This window comes from Mesocryomonas fontinalis (assembly GCF_055730125.2).
In genome coordinates this window covers 415,067-430,822 of the sequence record NZ_JBUZWG020000005.1, presented here as the reverse complement: position 1 = coordinate 430,822, position 15,756 = coordinate 415,067, and the positions used below count along the sequence as shown (strand labels likewise).

15 protein-coding genes, 1 tRNA gene and 1 riboswitch are annotated in these 15,756 nt (G+C 66.2%); of the genes, 10 read left to right on the top strand and 6 right to left on the bottom strand.

Annotation, left to right across the window (positions count from 1 at the left end; translation table 11 throughout):
• Nucleotides 1-142 precede the first annotated feature (142 nt).
• The 9 genes from ACZL02_RS15215 (at nucleotide 143) to ACZL02_RS15175 (ending at nucleotide 10,932) form a co-directional block, all read left to right on the top strand.
• Nucleotides 143-1,813 carry an AMP-binding protein gene (locus ACZL02_RS15215; RefSeq protein WP_472936663.1) on the top strand — a complete coding sequence of 557 codons (1,671 nt, stop codon included), beginning with the start codon at nucleotides 143-145 and terminating at the stop codon, nucleotides 1,811-1,813.
• A gap of 255 nt (nucleotides 1,814-2,068) precedes the next feature.
• Nucleotides 2,069-2,145: transfer RNA gene (locus ACZL02_RS15210), tRNA-Met, on the top strand.
• A gap of 725 nt (nucleotides 2,146-2,870) precedes the next feature.
• On the top strand, nucleotides 2,871-4,382 hold the full coding sequence (betC, locus tag ACZL02_RS15205) for a choline-sulfatase (protein ID WP_472936664.1): 1,512 nt from the start codon (nucleotides 2,871-2,873) through the stop codon (nucleotides 4,380-4,382).
• A gap of 84 nt (nucleotides 4,383-4,466) precedes the next feature.
• Nucleotides 4,467-4,555, top strand: a riboswitch (glycine riboswitch).
• Between the two features lie 150 nt (nucleotides 4,556-4,705).
• Complete coding sequence (locus ACZL02_RS15200; protein WP_472936665.1) at nucleotides 4,706-5,980, top strand: D-amino acid dehydrogenase; 1,275 nt, start codon at nucleotides 4,706-4,708, stop codon at nucleotides 5,978-5,980.
• 322 nt (nucleotides 5,981-6,302) lie between these two features.
• Nucleotides 6,303-7,031 (top strand): trehalose-phosphatase, encoded by a 729-nt coding sequence (gene otsB / locus ACZL02_RS15195; RefSeq protein ID WP_472936666.1) that lies wholly within the window; start codon nucleotides 6,303-6,305, stop codon nucleotides 7,029-7,031.
• A 25-nt stretch (nucleotides 7,032-7,056) separates the two neighbouring features.
• Entirely contained in the window at nucleotides 7,057-8,493 is a 1,437-nt protein-coding gene (locus ACZL02_RS15190; RefSeq protein ID WP_472936667.1) for an alpha,alpha-trehalose-phosphate synthase (UDP-forming), read from the top strand.
• Nucleotides 8,494-8,586: 93 nt separating this feature from the next.
• Complete coding sequence (locus tag ACZL02_RS15185) at nucleotides 8,587-9,225, top strand: 2-dehydro-3-deoxy-phosphogluconate aldolase (protein WP_472936668.1); 639 nt, start codon at nucleotides 8,587-8,589, stop codon at nucleotides 9,223-9,225.
• Between the two features lie 148 nt (nucleotides 9,226-9,373).
• A complete protein-coding gene (locus tag ACZL02_RS15180; RefSeq protein WP_472936669.1) occupies nucleotides 9,374-10,246 on the top strand; it encodes an alpha/beta hydrolase in 873 nt (290 codons plus the stop codon).
• The gene (locus tag ACZL02_RS15175) at nucleotides 10,243-10,932 is read left to right on the top strand and encodes a GNAT family N-acetyltransferase (RefSeq protein WP_472936670.1); all 690 of its coding nucleotides are present in this window, start codon (nucleotides 10,243-10,245) and stop codon (nucleotides 10,930-10,932) included. Before ACZL02_RS15180 ends, ACZL02_RS15175 begins: the two co-directional genes overlap by 4 nt.
• 41 nt (nucleotides 10,933-10,973) lie before the next feature.
• Here ACZL02_RS15175 and ACZL02_RS15170 read toward each other — a convergent pair whose 3' ends face one another.
• The 4 genes from ACZL02_RS15170 to ACZL02_RS15155 form a co-directional block, all read right to left on the bottom strand.
• The gene (locus tag ACZL02_RS15170) at nucleotides 10,974-11,417 is read right to left on the bottom strand and encodes a hypothetical protein (RefSeq protein ID WP_472936671.1); all 444 of its coding nucleotides are present in this window, start codon (nucleotides 11,415-11,417) and stop codon (nucleotides 10,974-10,976) included.
• A gap of 182 nt (nucleotides 11,418-11,599) precedes the next feature.
• A complete protein-coding gene (locus ACZL02_RS15165; protein WP_472936672.1) occupies nucleotides 11,600-12,580 on the bottom strand; it encodes a 2-hydroxyacid dehydrogenase in 981 nt (326 codons plus the stop codon).
• Between the two features lie 9 nt (nucleotides 12,581-12,589).
• Complete coding sequence (locus ACZL02_RS15160; protein WP_472936673.1) at nucleotides 12,590-13,618, bottom strand: LacI family DNA-binding transcriptional regulator; 1,029 nt, start codon at nucleotides 13,616-13,618, stop codon at nucleotides 12,590-12,592.
• A gap of 115 nt (nucleotides 13,619-13,733) precedes the next feature.
• Nucleotides 13,734-14,168 (bottom strand): MarR family winged helix-turn-helix transcriptional regulator, encoded by a 435-nt coding sequence (locus tag ACZL02_RS15155; RefSeq protein WP_472936674.1) that lies wholly within the window; start codon nucleotides 14,166-14,168, stop codon nucleotides 13,734-13,736.
• Nucleotides 14,169-14,333: 165 nt separating this feature from the next.
• Here ACZL02_RS15155 and ACZL02_RS15150 point away from each other — a divergent pair, with 165 nt between their 5' ends.
• On the top strand, nucleotides 14,334-15,122 hold the full coding sequence (locus ACZL02_RS15150) for a creatininase family protein (RefSeq protein WP_472936675.1): 789 nt from the start codon (nucleotides 14,334-14,336) through the stop codon (nucleotides 15,120-15,122).
• Between the two features lie 3 nt (nucleotides 15,123-15,125).
• On the opposite strand, the gene ACZL02_RS15145 is transcribed toward ACZL02_RS15150, so the two are convergent.
• Complete coding sequence (locus ACZL02_RS15145) at nucleotides 15,126-15,362, bottom strand: hypothetical protein (protein WP_472936676.1); 237 nt, start codon at nucleotides 15,360-15,362, stop codon at nucleotides 15,126-15,128.
• A 10-nt stretch (nucleotides 15,363-15,372) separates the two neighbouring features.
• Nucleotides 15,373-15,651 (bottom strand): BrnT family toxin, encoded by a 279-nt coding sequence (locus ACZL02_RS15140; RefSeq protein ID WP_472936677.1) that lies wholly within the window; start codon nucleotides 15,649-15,651, stop codon nucleotides 15,373-15,375.
• Between the last annotated feature and the right edge of the window lie 105 nt (nucleotides 15,652-15,756).

Below are 15,756 nucleotides of genomic sequence, written 5' to 3'. Positions count from 1 at the left end.
GGTCAAAAGGCGCGGGGGTCTTGCCACGCGAATGAACCTCTCCTGATAACTCGGCCTCGATGGCTATCTGCCGTTTACGTAAACGGAAAGCAATTTCGTTTTCCTGGCGTCTCGTATAGCCTCCTCGATGGGAGGAACGAGCATGCAGAGACCTTGGCTGGCCCACTACCCGGCGGCGATACCGGCTGATCTGCCGGCTTTTCCCTATCGGTCGCTGACCGATCTGTTCGACGAGGCTTTCGCCCGACATCGGCGTCTACCGGCGTTCCATTTCATGGGTGCGTCGGTGTCCTTCGGCGAACTCGACCGCCAATCCGCCGCGTTTGCGGCCTATCTCCAATCGCTCGGGCTGGTGAAGGGCGACCGGGTTGCGCTAATGATGCCGAACGTGCCGCAGTATGGCGTCGCGGTGGCAGGTGTGCTGCGGGCGGGAATGGTCGTCGTCAACACCAACCCGCTCTACACCCCACGCGAGTTGGAGCACCAGCTGGTGGATTCGGGCGCCCGGGCGATCGTCCTTCTCGAGAACATGGCGCACACGCTCGAGGCCTGCAGGGAGGCGACGTCGATCGAGCACGTCGTCCTCACCGCCGTCGGCGACATGTTGCCGGCGCCCAAGCGTCTCCTGGTGAACTTCGTGCTGCGCCGGGTGAAGAAGATGGTGCCGGCCTACGCGCTGCCCGGGGCCGTCCGCTGGGCTGCGGCGATCGCCAAGGGCAAGGCGGCGCCTTTCCGGAAGGCGGACACGACGCTCGAGGATGTCGCGGTGCTCCAGTATACCGGCGGCACTACGGGCGTTTCCAAGGGCGCCATGCTGCTCCACCGCAACATCATCGCCAATGTGCTGCAATCCGAGCTGTGGCATTCGCCCGCGATGCAGCGGATCCCGCAAGGCGAGCAGGTGGTGACGATCTCCGCGCTGCCGCTCTACCATATCTTCGGTTTCACCGTGAACCTGATGCTCGCCATGCGCACGGGTGGCTGCAATGTGCTGATCGTCAATCCGCGGGATCTGCCGAGCGTGTTCAAGGCGTTGAAAGCGCAACCCTTCCACTCCTTCCCGGCGGTCAACACGCTGTTTGCGGCGCTTGCCCGGCATCAGGATGCCGGCAGCGTCGACTGGTCGAGCCTGAAACTCTCGGTCGGCGGCGGTATGGCAGTCCAGCCGGCAACGGCGAAAGCCTGGTTCGACCTGACCGGCAGCGCGATCTGCGAGGGATACGGCCTGTCGGAGACCTCGCCGTCGGCCAGCTGCAACCCTGTCGACGACGTCTCCTATACCGGCACCATCGGTCTGCCGCTGCCCTCCACCGATTTCAGGATCCTCGACGATGAGAACCGGGATGTGCCAGCGGGGGAGCGGGGTGAGATCGCCATTCGCGGGCCGCAGGTGATGGCCGGCTACTGGAACCGCCCCGACGAGACTGCGCGGACGATGACCGAAGACGGGTACTTCAAGACCGGCGACATCGGGGTGATGCGGCCGGACGGATACTTCACCATCGTCGACCGGAAGAAGGACATGATCAATATCTCGGGCTTCAACGTCTACCCCAACGAGATCGAGGAGATCGTCACCCAGATGCCGGGAATCGTCGAGGCGGCGGCGATCGGCGTGCCGGACGAGAGCTCGGGCGAGGCGGTGAAGCTCTTCGTCGTGACCGCCGATGCCGCCATGACCGTCGATAAGGTGAGGGCCTACTGCAAGAGCGAACTCACCGGCTACAAGCGACCCAAGCATATCGAATTTCGCGACGAGCTGCCGAAGTCGAACGTCGGGAAGGTCCTGCGGCGCAAATTACGCGACGACTAGACGAGCCAGGGCATCATCGACTCGGCGCCGGCGCCGAAGAGAAAAGGCCGGTCCCTGGGGGCCGGATTGCAATTGACCGCGCGATGACGTTTATTTTGCCCCGACAAGGCCCGACGGTTTCGAGCATGCCTCGACGCCGGCAAACTTTTTCGTCACAAAATTCGGTCAGGCCCTTTCCATTCATCGCGCTGTCGCATATATCGATCTCACCGCAGACGACGGGTTCGGCAACGAACCCAAACGCCTCGGAAATGGCGCGGGGTGGAGCAGCCCGGTAGCTCGTCAGGCTCATAACCTGAAGGTCACAGGTTCAAATCCTGTCCCCGCAACCAACGGCCCCACGAGCAATCGTGGGGCCGACTTTGTTTCAGCCCCATAAAATGAATTCCTCCTGAGCTTGGTTCGTTCAGCTCCGACGGCGTGCGCGGCGCTGCGATCTGAAGCCAAATCGACACCCCTCGGGTTAGCCCTCGTCGGCCACAGCAAAGTCTTCTGCGACGCGGCGACGTGCGCGTGCGCCGAGCGGGGGCGGCTTTGGGGGTAAGGCGTTGGTCAGCTGCAGGTGCGCAGCGACAGCATGGGGCACCCTGATACGGCTGAAATCCTTGAAGAGCACCCAGAGTGGCTTGAACAGCTGATGGAGGCGGCGCGTCTCTGTGGTACCGCCGGCCTTTGCCGTGCGCAGGAGACGCAGTGCCGGAACCGGCAGCAAGCCCCGACGACCTTGTATCCAGCGTCTCCCCCGACGGCATCGCATCGGCAGTGCCCCGGTCTCCGCTGTAGCCGATGGCGAAGCAGCATGGCGTCATCGTGCCCAAGATGCTGTTTCGGCAGACGCTCGCGGCCATCTCGAACGCCCGAGACGTTCGCTCCGACGGCCTGCGAGTCGCGCTGTCCTCATTGCGGCCGGTCGCGGCGTTGCTGGACCGCTCGCCTGTTGTGCGGCGATCCTATCTTTCCTGTATGACAAGCCGGATTGCGGTGGCTGGACGATCGTCGAATAGGCTCAGCGATCCGCCATTCGCCATTCGCAACCGCCAGCCAGCTGCAGGACCCGATGCGCCCGAATATCCTGATCTTCATGGTCGACCAGCTGAACGGTACGCTGTTTCCCGATGGTCCCGCCGATTTTCTGCACGCGCCGCACCTGAAGGCACTGGCCGAGCGCTCCGTGCGGTTCGCCAACTGCTACACCGCGAGCCCGCTCTGTGCGCCGGCACGGGCATCGCTGATGTCGGGGCAGTTACCGTCGCGGACCGGCGTCTACGACAATGCGGCGGAGTTCGCTTCCTCGATCCCGACCTATGCGCATCACCTGCGCCGCGCCGGCTATTTCACCGCGCTGTCGGGCAAGATGCATTTCGTCGGGCCGGACCAGCTGCATGGGCTGGAGGAGCGGCTGACGACCGACGTCTATCCCGCCGACTTCGGCTGGACGCCGGACTATCGCAAGCCGGGCGAGCGGATCGACTGGTGGTACCATAACCTTGGCTCCGTCACCGGGGCGGGGGTCGCGGAGATCACCAACCAGTACGAATACGACGACGAGGTAGCGCATCTCGCGGGGCAGAAACTCTACGACCTGTCGCGGGGTGCCGAGACACGGCCGTTCTGCCTGACCGTCTCGTTCACCCACCCGCACGATCCCTATGTCGCCCGGCGAAAATACTGGGATCTCTATGACGACTGCCCGGCGCTGCAGCCGACGGTTCCTCGCATCCCGTTCGATAAGCAGGACGCGCATTCGCAGCGCCTGATGACGGCCTGCGACGATGCCGCCTATGCCATTTCGGACGAGGAGATCGCGCGCGCCCGCCGCGGCTATTTTGCCAACATCTCCTATGTCGACGAGAAGATCGGCGAGCTTCTCGATATCCTCAAACGCTGCCGGATGGATGAGAACACCGTGGTTCTGTTCACCTCCGACCACGGCGACATGCTGGGCGAGCGCGGCCTGTGGTTCAAGATGAACTTCTTCGAGGGATCCGCCCGGGTGCCGCTGATGCTCGCGGGGCCGGGGATCGAGCCCGGCCTGGTGACGACGCCTGTCTCGACGCTCGACATCGTTTCGACGCTGGCCGATCTTGCCGGGATCGATCTCGCGGAGATCGCGCCCTGGACGGACGGCGCCTCGCTGCTCGAGACCCGGGCTGCCGGTCGGCGCAGCGCCGCGGTGCCGATGGAATACGCCGCCGAGGGCTCGATCGCGCCGATGGTCGCGCTGCGCGAGGGCGATCTCAAATTCACCCTTTGCGACATGGATCCGCCGCAGCTGTTTGATCTCGCCGCCGACCCGCATGAGCGGACGAACCTTGCCGCCGATCCGGCGCATGCCGAGACCGTCGCGCGGTTCAAGGCGGAGGTCGCCGCCCGCTGGCATCTGCCGGCCTTCGACCGGGCGGTGCGCGAGAGCCAGGCGCGGCGGCACGTGACCTACGAGGCCTTGCGCAACGGGGCCTATTACCCCTGGGACTACCAGCCCCTGCAGAAGGCCTCGGAGCGCTACATGCGCAACCATATGGACCTCAACATTCTGGAAGAGTCGAAGCGTTATCCACGCGGCGAGTAAACCCCGAAAATGCTTGTCTTCGCAGCTGCAGCAACAGTGTTTCGCACTTGCTCGCGGAGGGCTTCGGGCGTAATGTTGTGACCACCTGCCGCAGCGGGAGAGACCGGTTTCAGTCCGGCGCCGAAGGAGCAACCGCCCCGGAAACTCTCAGGCACAAAGGACCGCGCGGTTCAAGACATATCCGGAGAGTGACGGCATCAAACCCGTCCGCCGAAGGAGCAAGCGTCCAGCGGGATCATCCCGCGGCGTGAAACTCTCAGGCCAGGAACGGAGGGGCACAACGATGGACCGGGGAGGGCACCTCCTTGGTCGGAAGGATCGATGTGACCTCTATTGCCGTGATTGGCGCCGGTATCACCGGCGTGACGACTGCCTATAAGCTCAACGCCCTCGGCTATGACGTTACGGTCTTCGACCGTCAGTCGCATGCCGGCATGGAGACCTCGTTCGCCAATGGCGGCCAGCTTTCCGCCTCGAACGCCGAGGTCTGGAACCATCCCTCGACCTTCCTCAAGGGTCTGAAGTGGATGCTGAAGAAGGACGCGCCGCTGCTCGTCCATCCAGCGCCGTCTTGGCACAAGATTTCCTGGATGATGGAATTCGTGCTGGCCGCGAAGAACTATCGCGAGAACACCATCGCCACCACGCGTCTTGCCGTCGCCGCCCGCGAGCACCTCATCGCCATGGCCGATGCCGAGGGCGTCTCCTTCGATCTCGAGAAACGCGGCATCCTCCACGTCTACGAGACCAAGGCCGAGTTCGACCATGGTCTGGCCGTCAACGCCATGCTCGCCGAGGGCGGGCTCGACCGCCGCGCGGTGACGCCGGCGGAAATCGCCGCGATCGAGCCGAACATTGCCGGCACCTTCCACGGCGGCTTCTTCACCGAGAGCGACTTCACCGGCGACATCCACAAGTACACCCACGGTCTTGCGGCAGCCGCTGCCAGAAAAGGCGTCAGCTTCTGCTACGACGCGGTGGTCGCGACGCTGAAGCATACCGGTGCGGGTGTCGACGTCGCCTACACCGTGGCCGGACAGGCCGACCTCCGGCATTTCGACGGGATCGTCGTCTGTGCCGGCACCCAGAGCCGACGTTTTGCCGCCATGCTCGGCGATCGCGTCAACATCTACCCGGTGAAGGGGTATTCGCTGACGGTGAACCTTCGCGACGAGACGAGCCAGGCGGCGGCCCCTTGGGTGAGCCTCCTCGACGACAAGGCGAAGATCGTCACCAGCCGGCTCGGCCGCGATCGGCTGCGTGTTGCCGGCACGGCGGAGTTCGCCGGCGAGAACCGCGACATCCGCATGTCGCGGATCACCCCCATGGCGGAGTGGGTTCAGAAGCGTTTCCCCGGCGTGTCGACCGTGTCGTCCGTCCCGTGGGCCGGGCTGCGACCGATGATGCCGAACATGATCCCGCGCGTCGGCGCCGGCAAGCTGCCGGGCGTCTTCTACAACACCGGCCACGGCCATCTCGGCTGGACGCTGTGCGGCATTACCGCCGACATGGTGGCCGGTACCGTGGCGGGCGCCATGAAGACGACGCCCAACGTAGTTGCCTTGCCGACGCCCGACATGAAGCGGCAGGCGGCCTGATATCGGGGGGCGAACCGCGGAACCATTCGGTTCTGCTGGCGCCGATCACCGCGCCCTTGCAGCGGTCACGACGGCGCAAGCCTTGCTCGCCGTGGCCATGGCCAGCACTTAGCGCGCCGGCATCCCGCGGAAGACCGATGAGGCGTGGACGGCGGTTCGACATCGGCTCGCCGTCGCTTCTTGCGCAGGTTCGGAAGGGGGCGGGGGCATGCTCCGGGGCCGTCCTTGCCAGGATTCCTTGCGGGCGAAATGCCGGCCGTGCGGGGCATGAATTTGTCAAAAGGGTGGTTTCCGCCGGCTGAAATGCTATCAACCGCCTATCATGGCTTATCCTCCAGACATCATCGCCCCGACGCACGCGCTCTTTCTCGATTTCGACGGCACCCTTGTCGGCTTTTGTGACGACCCTGCGGGCGTCATGATCGAGCCGGCCGTGCTCGACCGGCTCACTGCCCTGAAGGCAGAACTCTCCGGCGCGCTCGGTATCGTCAGCGGTCGCCAGATCGCCGATCTCGACCGGTTTCTGGCGCCGCTTCAGTTCGCGGCTGCCGGCGTGCACGGGCTCGAACGGCGCCTGCATCCGGCCGGGCCGACGCTGCGGCTGGCCGAGCCCGCCGATCTCGACGACCTCCGCGCCGAGATGACCGCGCGCCTTGCGGCCCATCCCGGCCTGCACCTCGAAGACAAGGGCACCGCGCTGGTGCTGCACTACCGCACCGTGCCGGCTTTGGGGCCGACCGCTCAGGCGATCATGGCCGAGGTCACCGCTGGACGGGCCGACCTTGCGGTCATGGCGGGCGACGGCATCGTCGAGGTGCACCCGGCGGGCATGGACAAGGGCAAGGCGCTGGCCGACCTCCTGCGCGAACCGGCCTTTGCCGGGCGCGTGCCGGTCTATGCCGGCGATGACGTGACCGACGAGTTCGCGCTTGCCTTCGTGCGGGAAGCCGGCGGCATTTCCATCAAGGTCGGCGCCGCTCCGACCGTCGCCGAGTTCCTGCTGGACGACGTGGCGGCGGTGCACCGCTGGCTCGGGGCGGCCACGGCATGAGCGGCGCCAACAGGAGAGCAGCCCGATGAAGGATGCCCGGAAAAGGCTCGTCGTCGTTTCCAACCGGGTCGGCCCGCTCAGCGACGAGGGCAAGGCCGGTGGCCTGGCCGTGGGTCTTGCCGATGCACTGCGGCGGCGCGGCGGGCTATGGTTCGGCTGGAGCGGCGAGACCGCCGAGGACGCCGAGACCGCGGCGCCGAAAACCGAGGTATTCGGCTCGACCGCGCTGACGACGATCGATCTGACCGAGGAGGAGCAGAACGGCTTCTATCTCGGCTATGCCAATCGTTCGCTCTGGCCGCTGTTGCACTACCGGCTCGACCTCGTGCAGTTCGACCGCGAATCCGACCGGATCTACCGGTCCGTCAACAAGCGCTTCGCTTTGGCGCTGGCCGAACTCGTCAGCGACGACGACATCGTCTGGGTGCACGACTACCATTTCTTCTATCTGGGGCTCGAGTTGCGGCAGGCGGGATTCGATGGCCGGCTCGGCTATTTTCTGCACATTCCCTTTGCCCCGCCGGAGATCTTCACCGCGCTGCCGGGCTCGCACGACATGGTGCGGGCGATGCTCGCCTACGACCTGATCGGCTTCCAGACCCCGCAGGACCGGCGCAATTTTGCGAACTTCTGCGTCCATGAGCTGGGCGGCGAAAAGTTGCCGGGCGACCGGATCAGGGTCGGGGACCGCGTCGTCCAGGCCTCGGCGTTTCCGATCGGCATCGACGCGGAAGGGTTCGCGCGTTTCGCGCTGTCGCCCGAGGCGAGCGAGCACGAGGAAATGCTGCGCGACATCGGCCGCGGCCGGCTGCAGATCGTCGGCGTCGATCGCCTCGACTATTCCAAAGGGCTGGTCGAGCGGCTGCACGGTTTCGAGCGGCTGCTGGAGGATTATCCCGACAACCGCGGCAATGTGAATTTCCTCCAGATCGCGCCGCTGTCGCGCTCCGAGCTCGATGCCTACATGGACTTGCGCGCCGAGCTCGAGGGTCTTGCCGGCAATCTGAACGGCCGCTTCTCGACGCTCGACTGGACGCCGGTCAAGATCATGACGACCGGCTTCACCCGTCGCGCGCTGGCGGGGATCTACCGGGCGGCGCGGGTCTGCATGGTCACGCCGCTGCGCGACGGCATGAACCTTGTCGCCAAGGAGTTCGTCGCGGCGCAGGATCCCGATGATCCGGGCGTCCTCATCCTCTCGCGCTTCGCCGGTGCGCGGGCCGAGCTGATGGATGCGCTGGTGGTCAATCCGTATTCCGCAGACGACATGGCGCGCAAGCTACAGGAAGCGCTGACCATGCCGCTGGAAGAGCGTCAGCGGCGGTATCAGGCGATGCGCGCGCGGGTGTTCGAGGGCACGGCGGCGCACTGGTGCGACAGCTTCATCGCCGCGCTCGAGACCGCCGAGACCGAGGGACATCCGACGGTGGAGGACCCGTTCTCGCCCCGGCGGCGGACCTGACGGCGAAAAGTATCGGATGAGGTTTCGGTTCGGGCGCCAGTTGCGCTAGAGCTTCTCGACCGTCCGAGAGGACATGCAGAGCGGAAGATGACGATGGCGCAGAACAAAGACCTCCTGATGAGCATCCTGACGGCGCAGCCGGTGATGCCGGTCGTCGCCGTGTCGAGCGCTGCCGAGGCTGTCGAGCTGGCGCGGGCGCTGGCGAGGGGCGGGCTGAAGGCGATCGAGATCACCTTGCGCACGCCCGCCGCGCTGGATGCCATCCGCGCCGTTTCGGCCGAGGTGCCGGAGTGCATCTGCGGCGCCGGCACCATCCTCAATCCCAGGCAGTTCGACCAGGCGCAGGAGGCGGGGGCGAAGTTCATCGTCTCGCCCGGGACCACTGTCGAGCTGCTCGATGCCGCCAAGGGCTCCTCCGTCCCGCTGCTGCCGGGGGCGACGACGCCGAGCGAACTAATGGCGATGCTGGAAGAAGGCTACGACCTCCTCAAGTTCTTTCCGGCCGAGCAGTCGGGCGGCATCGCCTACCTCAAGTCGCTGGCGCCGGTCTTCCAGCAGATCCGCTTCTGCCCGACCGGCGGCGTCTCGATGAAGAACGTCGCCGACTACCTGGCGCTGCCGAACGTCGTCTGCGTCGGCGGATCCTGGGTCGCGCCGAAGGAGGCGCTCGCCGCCGGCGACTTCGCCGAGATCACCCGCCTTGCTGCCGAGGCCTCGGCGCTCCGGGCCTGAGCGAAAGTCCGGCCGCCCGCCGGTTGCACCGGCGACAGGCGGCGGCCGGGCCGGCACGAGAGAGTGATCGGCGCCGATCACCAGACGGCTTGATCGCGGCTGAAGTCGGTGACGCTATGGCCTCCCATTTCGTCTCCCGCAGGTTTTCATGTTGCTCCGCCTCTTTCTCGTCCTCTCCGCTGTCTGCGGGCTGACTGCCGGTCTTGTCGCCTGTGCCGGCCCCGCCGTCCTCAACGCCATCACCAGCAAGTCCGGCTACTCCGTCCAGCACGGTCTGCGCTATGCCGAGGGCGCGCGCGGCACCTTCGATCTCTACGTGCCGGATGGGGCGACGGCGAAGACGCCGCTGGTGATCTTCATCTATGGCGGCGCCTGGGAATCCGGCGACAAGGCGATCTACGGCTTCGTGGGCCAATCGCTGGCGAGCGAGGGCATCGCCGTCGCCATTCCCGACTACCGCGTCTATCCGGAGGTGAAGTTTCCGGGCTTCGTCGAGGATGGCGCCAAGGCTGTCGCGGCGATCGAGACCCTCTCGCGGCGCGGCGCCGGCGCGCTTCCCGGCGGCGAGCGTCCGGTTTTCATGATGGGCCACTCCGCCGGCGCGCAGATCGCGGCGCTCCTGGCGCTCGATCCGCACTACCTCGGCGACGCCGATGCGCCGAACCGGCGCTTTGCCGGCTTCATCGGTCTCGCCGGTCCCTACGACTTCCTGCCGCTGACCGAAGAACGCTACATTCGGATTTTCCCGAAAGACCTCCTTGCCGCCAGCCAGCCGGTGAACTTCGTCCGGCCGGGCACGCCCCCGATGCTGCTGATCGCGGGATCCGACGACACGACCGTCGATCCGAAGAACACGCGGTCGCTCGGCGCGAAGGTCAAGGCCGCCGGCGGCTCGGCGGAGGTCGACATCATCGAGGGCGTCGATCATGTTGGTGCCATTAGCGCGCTGGCGACGGCCTTGCCGTTCGGCGACAAGACGATCCGCCCGAAAGTCCTCGCCTTCATCCGGAGCCATTCATGACCGCAGATCTGTCGACCTTCGCGCCGCGTGCCCGCCCGGACGGCCTTGCGGCGAACGGCCGGCATGTCCGGCTGGAGAGGATCGTCGACGAAACGCGCTTCGGCGAGCTCTACGATGCCTTTGCGGCCGACGCGGAGGGCGCGATCTGGGCCTGGCTGCCTTACGGCCCCTTCGCCGACCGCGCCGCGTTCGACGCGTTTGCGCGCGCGACCTATCTCGGCGGTGAGCCGGTCTTCTACGCCATCATCCCGGTGACCAGCGGCACGGCCGCCGGGGTCGCGGCGCTGATGCGCACGGACACCCAGAACGGCGTCACGGAGATCGGGCACGTCTGCCTGTCGCCCGCCCTGCAGCGGACGGCGGCGGCGACGGAAGCCTTCTACCGCTTCATGGCCTACGTCTTCGACGGGCTCGGCTATCGCCGCTTCGAATGGAAGTGCAACGACGCGAACCTGCCCTCGAAGCGCGCCGCCGAGAGGCTCGGCTTCACCTGGGAGGGGCTCTTTCGCCAGCATTTGATCGTCAAGGGAAAGAACCGCGACACCGCGTGGTACGCCATCCTCGATGACGAGTGGCCGCAGCTGAAACATGCCTTTGAGGCGTGGCTGGATCCGTCCAACGACGATGGGACCGGCCGCCAGCGCTTGTCTCTCGGCGAGATCAGGACGCGGTCCGCGGCGGTATAAGGCGCAAGGCGCCGGTTCCGGGGTTTCCCGGAGCTTCCGGCTCAGCTCTTGGCGGGAACGATGGTGATCAGCTCGTTGTCGGGATAGATGCTCTCGTAGAGCACGCCGTCGCCCGGGGCGAATTCCAGCACCGTGCCGCCGCCGCTGTCGGCAATGATCAGCGCGCCATTGTCGGTCGAACGCCAGTAGGCGGCGCGCGACATCCCGGGCGACCGGCTGCAATCGGGCCCGAACAGGATCAACTGGAAGGTCCTCGCCTCGGGGTCGGGCTTGGCGAGCTTGCAGGTGGCACCGGTGCGCAGATCGATCAGCCGCACCGCGTCAGGTGTTTCCTGGCGGTTGAGCGGCACGACGCTGCCGGTGATCGTGTCGTCGGTCAGGAGCGTCGCGGGACGGACGTCTCCCGACAGGACTGCGCCCTGCAGGTTGGAAGCCAGAAAGGTGCCGAGCACACCGATGGCCATGGCTATGGCGACAAATCTCATCACGGCTCTCCTCGTCGGATTGACCGAACTTATCGTCCGCATACTATGAACCAAAGGTTAACCGAACCTGTCGAAGCAAACGCTTTCTTCATGACAGCCGCGAGAGCCGCGCATCGCTTCCCCTATCATCACGGTGATGGACAGGTGCCGATGCTACGCGGTGACGGCCGGACAGGGCGGTTTCAGCGCCGGGGTGAAAGGCCGGCCTTCTCGGCCTCGGGCACCAGCGTCGGTGGATGGCGTCCCTCGAACCAGGCGATGAGGTTGTCCGCCAGGAGGTCGCCCATCGCGTCGCGCGTGTGAACGGAGGCCGAACCGACATGCGGCAGGAGCACGGCGTTGTCTGCGTCAAGCAGCGCCTGCGGCACCTTCGGCTCGTTTGCGAACACGTCGAGACCGGCGGCGCGGATGGTGCCGTCCTGGAGGGCCGAGATCAGCGCGGCCTCGTCGACCACCGTGCCGCGCCCGACATTGATCAGCACACCATCGGGTCCGAGTGCCTTCAGAACGGTGTCGTTCACCGCCTTGTCGGTGCTGCTGCCGCCGGGCGCCACGATCACCAGCGTATCGACCGCCTCCGCCAGCGCGGCGAGGGTCGGATGGTAGGCATAGGGCACGTCTTTGCGCTGCGAGCGGTTGTGGTAGGCGATGCTGACACCGAAGGCCTCGAGACGCTTGGCGACGGCAAGGCCGACCCGGCCAAGGCCCATGATGCCGATGCGGCGGCCGCGCAACGTCATGCGGGTAAGGGGATAGTCGCCCTTCGACACCCATTCGCCGGCGCGCAGATAGGCTTCGGCTTTCGGCAGCTCGCGCACCGTGTTGAGAAGCAAGGCGACGGCGGTGTCGGCCACCTCGTCGTTGAGGACGTCGGGCGTGTTGGAAACAGCGACGCCCTTCGCAGCGGCATCTGCCGCGTCGATCCCGTCATAGCCGACGCCGAAGCTCGCGACGATCTCGACGTTCGCCAGCAGCGCCAGCTTTGCCGGGGTCATTCCGCCGCGCAGCGCAACGCCCCGCACGGCGGCGCGCTCGGCGTCGGTCAGGCTGTCGATGGCGCCGTCGGGAAGATAGTGCACGTCGAAGATGCCGCGCAGTCTTTCGAGGGTCGGCGCGTGCAGCTTGCCGGACACCAGCACGCGGACGGACTTCAGATCGGTCATGTCGTCTCCTCAGGCCGTCTGGTCCGGCCAGGCATAGTCGCAGGATTGTCGGATCTTGAGCTGCGGGGTGATGAGCTCGACCTGGCCGGAGCCGGGTTCGCCCTGCAGGCGGGCGAGGAGGGCCGCGGCAGCGCGGCGGCCGACCTCGCTCTGACCGTTGGCGACGGTCGACAGCGAGGGCATGGCGATCGCCGCCTCGTCGATGTCGTCATAGCCCATGACGGCGACGTCGGCACCCGGTCGCAGCCCCGCGCGGCTGAGGCCGGACATGAAGCCGAGCGCCACGAGGTCTGAGAAGCAGCAGGCAGCCGTCGGACGGTCCTCGAGCGCCAGGAACTGCCCCGTCGCGTCGAAGCCGGAATGACGGCTGCGTGGTCCGCTGATCCGCCATTCCGGCTGGAAGTCGATGCCGGCCTCCGAAAGCGCACGGAGGTAGCCGCGCTCGCGCTCGCGGCCGGTCGAGGTCATCTCCGTGCCGCCGATCATGGCGATGCGCCGATGGCCCCGGCCGATAAGGTGCTGCACGGCGAGGCCCATGCCGAAACTATCGTCGCCGCGAAAGCTGGTGACGCCAGAGCCCTCGACGGTACGCGCGATCAGCACGCAAGGGAGGTCGTTCTCTTCGGCCAGGTGAATGTCGGAGGGCGGCGTACCGATCGCCGGCGACAGGATCATACCGTCGGCACCGAGCTGCAGCATGGTGTCGACGAAGGAACGCTGCTTCGACAGCTCGTCGTAGTGGTTGCAGAGGATGAAGGTCTGGCGGTGGCGATCCAGCTCGTCCTCGATCGACTTCAGGATCTCGCCGAAGAACGGGTTCATGATGTCGTGCACGCAGACGCCGACGATGCCGGACTTCGATGTCCGAAGGCTCGCGGCGCGGCGGTTGTAGATGTAGCCGGAGGTGCGCGCCTCTTCCTTGATCCGCTCCCGCGTCACCTCGGCGACCAGCGGGCTGTCCCGTAGCGCGAGCGAAACGGTTGCGGTCGACAGACCGAGCGCATCGGCGATCGTCGAGAGTTTGACCTTCTGCGCCACCTATGTCCGGTCCATCTCGCTCGTCATCCTGGACGTATGGCAAAGACCGGCGGGTGCGGGAAGGAAATAATTGCGGACGGACCCGGCGCTTCGGCGCAAGGCGCTTTGGGCGGCCTCACGCATCAAGGGGCGCCTCGTCCGTTTCGGTTTCGGGGACGAAATTGCGCTCGACCCGCTGCAGCAGCTTGCGCAGCGTCTTGCGCTCCTTTTCCGAGAGGCCGCGCAGGGCATTGCGCTCGACCGCCCGCTGGGTCTCGCGCACCTCCGCTACCAGCGCGCGGCCCTTTTCGGTCAGGAAGGCGTGGCTCTGGCGGGCATCCGTGCCTGAGGCGCGCTTTTCCACGAGGTCCTGGCCAGCCAACCGGGCGACGGTCTTGGTGATGGTCGGCGGCCGCACCGTCAGCCGGTCGGCAAGATCGCGCAGCGACATCCCGTCCTCGGCGCCGAGCGCCAGCAGCACCGCATCCTGGCCGGGATAGAGGCCCATCGCCGAAAGCCGAGCCGACAGCGCAGTCCGGCCCGCCCGGGCGGAGAGCACGAGCTGGGTCATCGTCGACCTTTTCTTCTTCTTGGGTGTCATCCGGTTCCCGCCCAGCACTGGCGCGCAAGATGAACAAGCGACTGGCCAAAGTCTAGCTGCGCTTCCGCCGCCGGGCCGCGCGGGGTAGAGAGCACGGGCGCGGCAACGGGCCGGCGACAGCGGGACGAAAGCGTGATGCGTCGATTCTACGAGGAAATGACCTCGAGCGAGCTGGCCGGAGATGCCGATCTTGCCAGTGCGGTCGCCATCCTGCCGGTCGCCGCGATCGAGCAGCATGGCGCCCACCTGCCGCTCGGCACCGACGCCATCATTGCCGACGAAATGGTTTCCGCCGCCGCCAGTCTGCTGCCGGCAGAGGTGCGCGCGACGTTTTTGCCGACGCTGCGGATCGGCAAGTCGGCCGAGCACACGCATTTTCCCGGCACCATCGACCATGACTGGCAGACCGCGACGACGAGCCTCATCCGGATCGGCGAGAGCCTCTCGGAAGCCGGCTTCCGCCGGATCATCCTCGTGTCCTCGCATGGCGGCAACACGCCGGTGATGGAGACGGCCGCGCTGGAGCTGCGCCGCTCACTCGGCCTGTTCGTCGCCACCTGCAGCTGGATGCGCTTCGGCTATCCGGAAAATCTTCTGCCTGATGCGGAGATCGCGGACGGGATCCACGGCGGCGCGGTGGAGACGGCGCTGATGCTGCATTTCCGGCCGGATCTCGTGCGCAGCGAAGAGATCGACGATTTCCCCTCGCTGCAGACTGAGCTCGCACGCGACATGCGGCGGCTTCGGGCGCATGGCCGGCTGAACTTCGGCTGGATGGCGGGGGACCTCAACGCGGCCGGCGTCGTCGGTGACACCCGCCTGGCGACGGCGGAGATCGGGGCAGCGATCGCGGCATACCAGGCGGCAGGTTTTGCCGAGATGGTCGCCGACGTGCTGGCCTTCGATCTAGCGCGGCTGGCGTGAGCGTCAGCCGGCCTTCTGGATGTCCATGGCCTGCATGTAAGCGCGCAGGATCTCGTTCATGCGGTGGGGATAGTCCGGATATTCCCGCTTGAACCACTCCATCACCTCGCGCTTCACCGGCAGCACGATGGTGTCGTGCGGCGGGGCGGGCGAGACCACGGCGTTTTCCCAGAAGTCGTCGCCAAGCTCTGGGCCGTCCGGAGCGTTAGGGTTGTGGTAGAGTTCGCCGCGACGATCCATTTCCAAAATTTCATCGAGCGTTGCCCGCCTGATATTTTTTCCGGTCACGTCGTCCTCCCTTCCAGGCTGAGATCAGCCGGCGGGCGTGACCCCGCCAGGTCCAGATCACAACATAGCACTCCTCGCCGACAATGCCGACAGACCGGATGCGGTCCTCGCCGTACGCCGACCGCCGATCGATCACGTCGATGGTGGGTGCACGGAAGATGCGGGCGGCCCTCAAGATGTCGACCGAATGCTTCACGAGGTTCGCCGCACGCTTCGCCTCGTCCCATTCGAACTCATCCATGTGACGGATTGCTCCGGGCGTCAGTCTCTAAGCCCCGAGCCTAGGCTTCGCCCCGGAGAACGCCCAGCGATTTGCGCTTGGCCGGCTTTGCACCCACCCCCGTGC

Coding starts and splice junctions, on each gene's coding strand:
- ACZL02_RS15175 (WP_472936670.1), top strand. CDS start 10,243: ATGACCGCAGATCTGTCGACCTTCGCGCCGCGTGCCCGCCCGGACGGC.
- ACZL02_RS15155 (WP_472936674.1), bottom strand. CDS start 14,168: ATGACCCAGCTCGTGCTCTCCGCCCGGGCGGGCCGGACTGCGCTGTCG.
- betC (WP_472936664.1), top strand. CDS start 2,871: ATGCGCCCGAATATCCTGATCTTCATGGTCGACCAGCTGAACGGTACG.
- ACZL02_RS15145 (WP_472936676.1), bottom strand. CDS start 15,362: ATGGATCGTCGCGGCGAACTCTACCACAACCCTAACGCTCCGGACGGC.
- ACZL02_RS15215 (WP_472936663.1), top strand. CDS start 143: ATGCAGAGACCTTGGCTGGCCCACTACCCGGCGGCGATACCGGCTGAT.
- ACZL02_RS15180 (WP_472936669.1), top strand. CDS start 9,374: ATGTTGCTCCGCCTCTTTCTCGTCCTCTCCGCTGTCTGCGGGCTGACT.
- ACZL02_RS15165 (WP_472936672.1), bottom strand. CDS start 12,580: ATGACCGATCTGAAGTCCGTCCGCGTGCTGGTGTCCGGCAAGCTGCAC.
- ACZL02_RS15140 (WP_472936677.1), bottom strand. CDS start 15,651: ATGGATGAGTTCGAATGGGACGAGGCGAAGCGTGCGGCGAACCTCGTG.
- ACZL02_RS15185 (WP_472936668.1), top strand. CDS start 8,587: ATGGCGCAGAACAAAGACCTCCTGATGAGCATCCTGACGGCGCAGCCG.
- ACZL02_RS15150 (WP_472936675.1), top strand. CDS start 14,334: ATGCGTCGATTCTACGAGGAAATGACCTCGAGCGAGCTGGCCGGAGAT.
- ACZL02_RS15170 (WP_472936671.1), bottom strand. CDS start 11,417: ATGAGATTTGTCGCCATAGCCATGGCCATCGGTGTGCTCGGCACCTTT.
- ACZL02_RS15190 (WP_472936667.1), top strand. CDS start 7,057: ATGAAGGATGCCCGGAAAAGGCTCGTCGTCGTTTCCAACCGGGTCGGC.
- otsB (WP_472936666.1), top strand. CDS start 6,303: ATGGCTTATCCTCCAGACATCATCGCCCCGACGCACGCGCTCTTTCTC.